The organism is Candidatus Pelagibacter communis, from assembly GCF_001179925.1.
GTDB classification, from domain to species: domain Bacteria; phylum Pseudomonadota; class Alphaproteobacteria; order Pelagibacterales; family Pelagibacteraceae; genus Pelagibacter; species Pelagibacter ubique_E.
In genome coordinates this window covers 1-5,965 of record NZ_CVSF01000061.1, presented here as the reverse complement: position 1 = coordinate 5,965, position 5,965 = coordinate 1, and the positions used below count along the sequence as shown (strand labels likewise).

Here is a 5,965-nt window from a genome sequence, read left to right as displayed (position 1 = left end):
ACTGTTGGCATCCTGATCATGAAAACGTTGATGTACAACAAGTAGTTAAAGTTTTATTAGATAATGCTGCAAAGGCAAAAAATATGATTAAAAATTTAATTGAAAATTTTGAAAATCATATTGACCCAAAAGATCCGACCAATAATTGTTTAGATGTAGCTATCATAACTGCTCCTGATAAAAGAACAAAAAAAACTAAAGATAAATTAAATACAATAGCTGGGCGGGTTTTAAATAAATGAAAATTGAGGGAAAAGAATATCGTACCATTTGGTTTGAAAAAAATGTTGTAAAGATTATAGATCAAACAAAACTTCCTCATAAATTTATTATAAAAGATTTAAAAACTATAAAAGATGTAATAAATGCAATAAAAATAATGGAGGTTAGAGGCGCACCTTTAATAGGAGCTACTGCAGCCTATGGATTAGTTTTAGCTATTATTGAAAATAATGATCAATCATTTCTAAAAAAATCTGCAGACAATTTAATTAGTTCTAGACCAACTGCAATTAATCTTAAGTGGTCTGTTGATAGAATGATGAATAAGTTATCAGGCGTTAATAGTGATAAAATTTTAGAAATAGCTTTAAGCGAAGCAAATAAAATCTGCGAAGAAGATATAAAATTTTGTGAAAATATAGGTATAAATGGCCTGAAAATAATTGAAGAAATTTACAATAAAAAAAAAGATACAGTAAATATTTTAACTCATTGCAATGCAGGTTGGCTTGCAACAATTAATTGGGGGACTGCAACTTCTCCGATATATCATGCGCACAAAAAAGGTATTCCAGTACATGTTTGGGCTGACGAAACAAGACCAAGAAACCAGGGGGCTAATTTAACTTCTTATGAGTTAAATGAGGAGGGAATTAAAAATACAATTATTGCAGATAATACAGGTGGGATTTTAATGCAAAGAGGTGAGGTTGATATGTGTATTGTAGGTACGGATAGAACTTTAGCTAATGGAGATGTTTGTAATAAAGTTGGTACATACTTAAAAGCATTAGCAGCTAATGATAACAACATTCCATTTTATGTAGCACTTCCAAGTTCAACAATTGATTGGAATATAAAAGATCATAAAGAAATTCCTATAGAGGAGAGAAATCCAGAGGAACTTTCACACATTGAGGGTTTGGATGAAAAAGGAATTTTAAAAAAAATACAAATTTATCCACAAAAAAGCAAAGCGGTCAATTTAGCATTTGATGTAACACCTGCAAAATATGTAACGGGTTTGATTACTGAAAAAGGAGTTTGTGAAGCTTCTAAAGAAGGATTAGAAAAATTATTTAAATGAAAAATTTAAAAGAAAGAGAGGAAGTTATTGAATACTCAATAAAACTTAATACCACCAATTTATCTCCTTTAAGATCAGGAAATATTTCAGTCAGAGGTATTGAAGATGGTATTGATGGTTTTTTTATAACTCCTTCAGGAAAAAAATACGAATCACTAAAACCAGAAGATATTGTTTTTTTATCTTTAACTGAAGAAAAAGACTTTTTATCTTGGTTTAATTCTGGCAAAAATCCCTCATCAGAATGGAGATTTCATCAGGACATTTATAAGAATAAATGGGAAGCAAAAGCAATTGTTCACGCTCATTCGCCAAATGCTTCAGCAGTATCGACTCACGGTAAAACTATACCTCCATTTCACTACATGATTGCTCTAGCAGGAGGTGAAGATATTAGATGTGCTGAATATGCAACCTTTGGAACACATCAACTCTCAATGAATATTGTTAAAGCATTGAAAGATAGAAAAGCATGTTTAATGTCAAACCACGGTCAGGTTGCATTTGGAGAAAATTTATCCAAAGCTTTTGAACTTGCACAAGAAGTAGAAAATATTTGCTATCAATATATTATTGCTTTAAAGATGGGAGAGCCAAAGATTCTTTCATTTGCAGAAATGAAAAAAATCTTGGAAAAAGTTAAAAATTATAAAAGTGGATAATTTTTATGATAAAAGTTGGGGAGCACATCACTTTAGATATTATTGGTACAACAAAAGAGTATGATCCTTCAGTTTTTGAGAAAGTGATAAATGAAATTGCTGAAACAGCGAAAGTTACCATTTTAAATATTTCTAAATATAAATTTGAACCTCAGGGATTTACTATTTTGGCCTTGTTAGCAGAAAGCCACATAAGTTTTCATACATTTCCGGAAAAAGGAATTATAAGCTTCGATTTTTTTACTTGCGGCAAAATCAGTCCTTCTGTTGCGATCGAAATTGTTAAGAAAGAATTTAAACATAAAAGAATTGTTAAGAAAGAATTTAATAGAGATACTAAAGGTTTATATCATGATATTTATAGTTCACCGGGATTACAAAAATCATATGTTGTAAATGATGTATTAGAAGATTTTAGATCAAAAGTTGGTCAACATATTGAAATTTTAGATCTAGAACAATTCGGAAAATCATTATTTATTGACGGTGAGATACAAGTAGCCTCTTCTGACGAACATTTTTACAGCTCAACATTTGTTGGTGCAGGATTAAAATTGAACAAATCAAATGAAAGAGCAGCAATCATTGGTGGTGGTGATGGTGGAGTTGCAAGAGAATGTATTTCAAAAAAATTTAATTTTATAGATTGGTATGAGCTAGACCCAGAAGTTGTCAAAGTATGTACTAAACATTTAGGTAAAATAGGTAATAAGGCTACAGAAAAAAATTCAGTTAAATGTGTTTGGGGCGATGCTTTTGAAAGCATTAAATCCGTAAAAGATGACACATATGATCATATTTTTGTGGATCTAAATGATGATCAATTTTGTATTGATTTAGCAGCTAAAAATATGGAGTCACTTGTAAGAATTTTAAAACCTAAAGGCGTAATTACAGCTCAAGTCGGTAGCCAAGATAAAAAGCCACTTCAAGTTGATAATTGGCTAAATGTATTTAATCACCATTTTGGAAACACTAAATTATCAAGAGTTTATATACCAAGTTTTGATTGTTCTTGGAATTTTTCTTCTTCAATTAATCACTAATTTTTTCTTTTTTAAATCTCCAATTTGTGAAATACTATTTTTTTTATTAAAGGAGAGAATAATGAATATATTCAAAAAAACTATTTTTTCAGTTTTACTTTCTATATTAGTAATGGGGAATGTTAATGCTGATAAAATTAGAATAGGAACAGAAGGTGCTTATCCTCCATGGAACTCAAAAGATGAGTCTGGAAAATTGATTGGATTTGAAGTTGAGTTAGCCTACACCCTATGCAGATATATTGGACAGCAGTGTACAATTGTAGAGCAAGATTGGGATGGTATGATTCCAGCACTAATTATGAGAAAATTTGATGCTATTATGGCAGGTATGTCAATTACTGCTGAAAGACAAAAAGCAATAAATTTTTCACAAGGATATGCTGACGAGGTTGCTTCATTAGCAGTTATGAAAGGTTCAAGTCTTGAAGGTTTAGATACACCTGCAGGAATTAATCTTACTAAACCTAATGCTGAAGCCAAAAAAGCACTTAAGACTCTTACAGCAGCTTTAGCTGGGAAAACAGTTTGTGTTCAAACTGCTACAATTCACCAAAATTTTTTAGACTCAGGTGATGTAGGTAAAGTAAATGTTAGAACTTACAAAACTCAGGATGAAGTTAATCTAGATTTAGCATCAGGAAGATGTGATGCTGCATTGGCTGCTGCAGTAGCATTCAGTGATTATGCAGAAAAATCTGGTAAACCAGTTGTTTTAACAGGCCCAACTTTTTCTGGAGGTGCATTTGGTAATGGTGTTGGAGTTGGTATTAGAAAAGATGATACTGAACTTTTAAACGCATTTAATAAGGCAATCGATAAAGCGAGAAAAAACGGAGATATTAGTAGAATAGCTACTAAATGGTTCGGTTTTGACGCTTCTATGTAATTATTTTAGATCTGGCGACTATGATGTATAGTCGCCAATCTGTATGGATCTTCTAGCATTTGGTGATACTGGTTGGGGTGATGAATTATTTTATGCTACCCTAATGACCATCGCTGTATCAATTACAGCAATGATAATTGGATTTAGCTTTGCCGCGATATTCACTCCGTTAAAATTATCTAAATTAAAATCATTAAACTTAATTGGAAATATTTATACTACTGTCATTAGAGGGGTCCCAGAATTATTGGTTATATATTTATTCTTTTTTGGTGGAAGTGGAGCAATAATGTTTGTTGCTTCAATATTTGGTTATAACGACTACATAGAGATTAATGCCTTTATTACTGGATCATTCGCTATCGGTATTATTTCTGGAGCATACTCAACTGAAGTTTTTCGAGGAGCAATCCAATCAATTGACAAAGGTCAATTTGAAGCTGCAAAAATTTTAGGTTTAAGTAAATTTGCTCAATTTTATAAAATAATTCTTCCACAGATGTTGAGACTTGCGATACCAAATTTGAGTAATGTTTGGCAAATTACATTAAAAGACACATCATTAATTTCTGTAACAGGATTAGTTGAGATAATGAGACAATCTTACATTGCTGCTGGCTCTACAAGAGATCCTTTATTTTTTTATTCATTTGCAGCTATTTTATATTTATTGCTTACCTTTGTTAGTATGAAGTTAATTAATAAATTAGAAACAAGGTATAGTAGGGGGTATTGATGGATTTTGAATTAATGATTAATAGTTTTCCAAAATTATTAAATGCTACCCTTATTACTTTAAAGCTTTTATCGGTATCTTTGTTAATAGGATTATTTATAGGTCTAATTTTTGCTATATTAAGATTAAATAGAAATATTATTATTAACAAATTTGCTTATTGTTATTCATATGTATTTAGAGGTACTCCATTATTAGTTCAAATATTTATAATTTATTTTGGATTAGGTCAGATTGAAAGTTTAAGGTCATCATATTTATGGATAATTTTAAAAGAACCGTACTGGTGTGCTATTATTGCTTTTGCTTTAAATACAGGCGCATACACCTCTGAAATATTGAGGTCAGCTTTTCAGACTATAAAACCAGGTATAATTGAAGCTGGAAAAAGTTTAGGAATTTCAAGTAAAATAATTTTTTATAAAATACAAATTCCTGTAGCAATTAGACAATCTCTACCAGCATATGGAAATGAAATAATTTTAATGCTCAAAGGCACATCTTTAGCAAGTACCGTAACTTTGATGGATTTAACCGGGGTAGCTAAATATATTATATCAACAACATTTAAACCTATTGAAGTATTTGTAGTTGCAGGAAGTATTTACTTATTTTTAACTTTTTGCATTCATAATTTAATCCAATTTTTGGAAAAAAAGTACAGATATTAGTTATAATACTTCCTTTAAGAATAATTCTAATTTTTTTAAATTTTTTTGTATTTCAAAATTTTTTAAAAAAGATTTTTTAGATTTTTTTTGTAATTCATTTCTAAATTTAGCACTAGAAGTGTATTTTCTAATAAACTTACTAAAATTTAAATGTTCTGGCTTTTTTAATAACAAAATACCATTATTATTGTTTAAATATATTTTTGCTGCTTTAGTATTTTTTGTAATTATTACCTTTCCAAGATTTGTACTAGTTACTATAAAGTTACTTATTATATTTTGAGATTTTTCTGTATCACCAAATAAACCCATGCAAATGTCAGATTCATTAATAATTTTTAAATATTGATTAAACTTTAAATGATTAATGATTTTTATATTTCTCTCACATCTTAATCTATCAATTAATTTTTTATATTCGTCAAAATAGTCATTACTTATTATTGTAAAAAAAATCTTTTTTTTCAAATTATCTGGAAGTCTGTGAACAAGGTATATCATCTTGCTTATATTATGCAGCTTCCTATTTGCTCCAGCATGTACTAATTGAATTTTAGAATTTACAGTTTTTTTAATTTTCAATTTCAAGTTTTTTTGCGCAACATTAAAAGATAAAACTTTTTTTTTATATTGAGTTAAATGAAGAATTTTT

General features: G+C 29.4%; 6 protein-coding genes and 2 pseudogenes. 7 read left to right on the top strand and 1 reads right to left on the bottom strand.

The window, feature by feature from the left end; translation table 11 throughout:
* The 7 genes and pseudogenes from AMN70_RS03500 to AMN70_RS03470 form a co-directional block, all read left to right on the top strand.
* A pseudogene (locus AMN70_RS03500) lies at positions 1-242 on the top strand (5'-methylthioadenosine phosphorylase); the annotation flags it as partial.
* Complete coding sequence (mtnA, locus tag AMN70_RS03495) at positions 239-1,309, top strand: S-methyl-5-thioribose-1-phosphate isomerase (protein WP_075501804.1); 1,071 nt, start codon at positions 239-241, stop codon at positions 1,307-1,309. The pseudogene AMN70_RS03500 and the gene mtnA, both read left to right, overlap by 4 nt.
* Positions 1,306-1,971, top strand: a complete 666-nt coding sequence (locus tag AMN70_RS03490; RefSeq protein ID WP_075501802.1) for a class II aldolase/adducin family protein — start codon at positions 1,306-1,308, stop codon at positions 1,969-1,971. The genes mtnA and AMN70_RS03490 overlap by 4 nt, the downstream gene beginning before the upstream one ends.
* A gap of 5 nt (positions 1,972-1,976) precedes the next feature.
* Positions 1,977-3,017 (top strand): adenosylmethionine decarboxylase, encoded by a 1,041-nt coding sequence (gene speD, locus AMN70_RS03485; protein ID WP_075501800.1) that lies wholly within the window; start codon positions 1,977-1,979, stop codon positions 3,015-3,017.
* Positions 3,018-3,078: 61 nt separating this feature from the next.
* Positions 3,079-3,906 (top strand): transporter substrate-binding domain-containing protein, encoded by an 828-nt coding sequence (locus AMN70_RS03480; RefSeq protein WP_075501806.1) that lies wholly within the window; start codon positions 3,079-3,081, stop codon positions 3,904-3,906.
* A gap of 43 nt (positions 3,907-3,949) precedes the next feature.
* Positions 3,950-4,642, top strand: a complete 693-nt coding sequence (locus tag AMN70_RS03475; protein ID WP_075501798.1) for an ABC transporter permease — start codon at positions 3,950-3,952, stop codon at positions 4,640-4,642.
* Positions 4,642-5,313, top strand: a complete 672-nt coding sequence (locus tag AMN70_RS03470) for an ABC transporter permease (protein WP_075501796.1) — start codon at positions 4,642-4,644, stop codon at positions 5,311-5,313. Before AMN70_RS03475 ends, AMN70_RS03470 begins: the two co-directional genes overlap by 1 nt.
* Here the strand turns inward: AMN70_RS03470 and AMN70_RS05680 are convergent.
* Positions 5,314-5,965: pseudogene (locus tag AMN70_RS05680) on the bottom strand (hypothetical protein); the annotation flags it as partial.

What these genes read in the sequence shown, in the direction of transcription:
- AMN70_RS03475 (WP_075501798.1), top strand. Translation starts at nt 3,950, where the DNA reads ATGGATCTTCTAGCATTTGGTGATACTGGTTGGGGTGATGAATTATTT.
- AMN70_RS03480 (WP_075501806.1), top strand. Translation starts at nt 3,079, where the DNA reads ATGAATATATTCAAAAAAACTATTTTTTCAGTTTTACTTTCTATATTA.
- mtnA (WP_075501804.1), top strand. Translation starts at nt 239, where the DNA reads ATGAAAATTGAGGGAAAAGAATATCGTACCATTTGGTTTGAAAAAAAT.
- AMN70_RS03490 (WP_075501802.1), top strand. Translation starts at nt 1,306, where the DNA reads ATGAAAAATTTAAAAGAAAGAGAGGAAGTTATTGAATACTCAATAAAA.
- speD (WP_075501800.1), top strand. Translation starts at nt 1,977, where the DNA reads ATGATAAAAGTTGGGGAGCACATCACTTTAGATATTATTGGTACAACA.
- AMN70_RS03470 (WP_075501796.1), top strand. Translation starts at nt 4,642, where the DNA reads ATGGATTTTGAATTAATGATTAATAGTTTTCCAAAATTATTAAATGCT.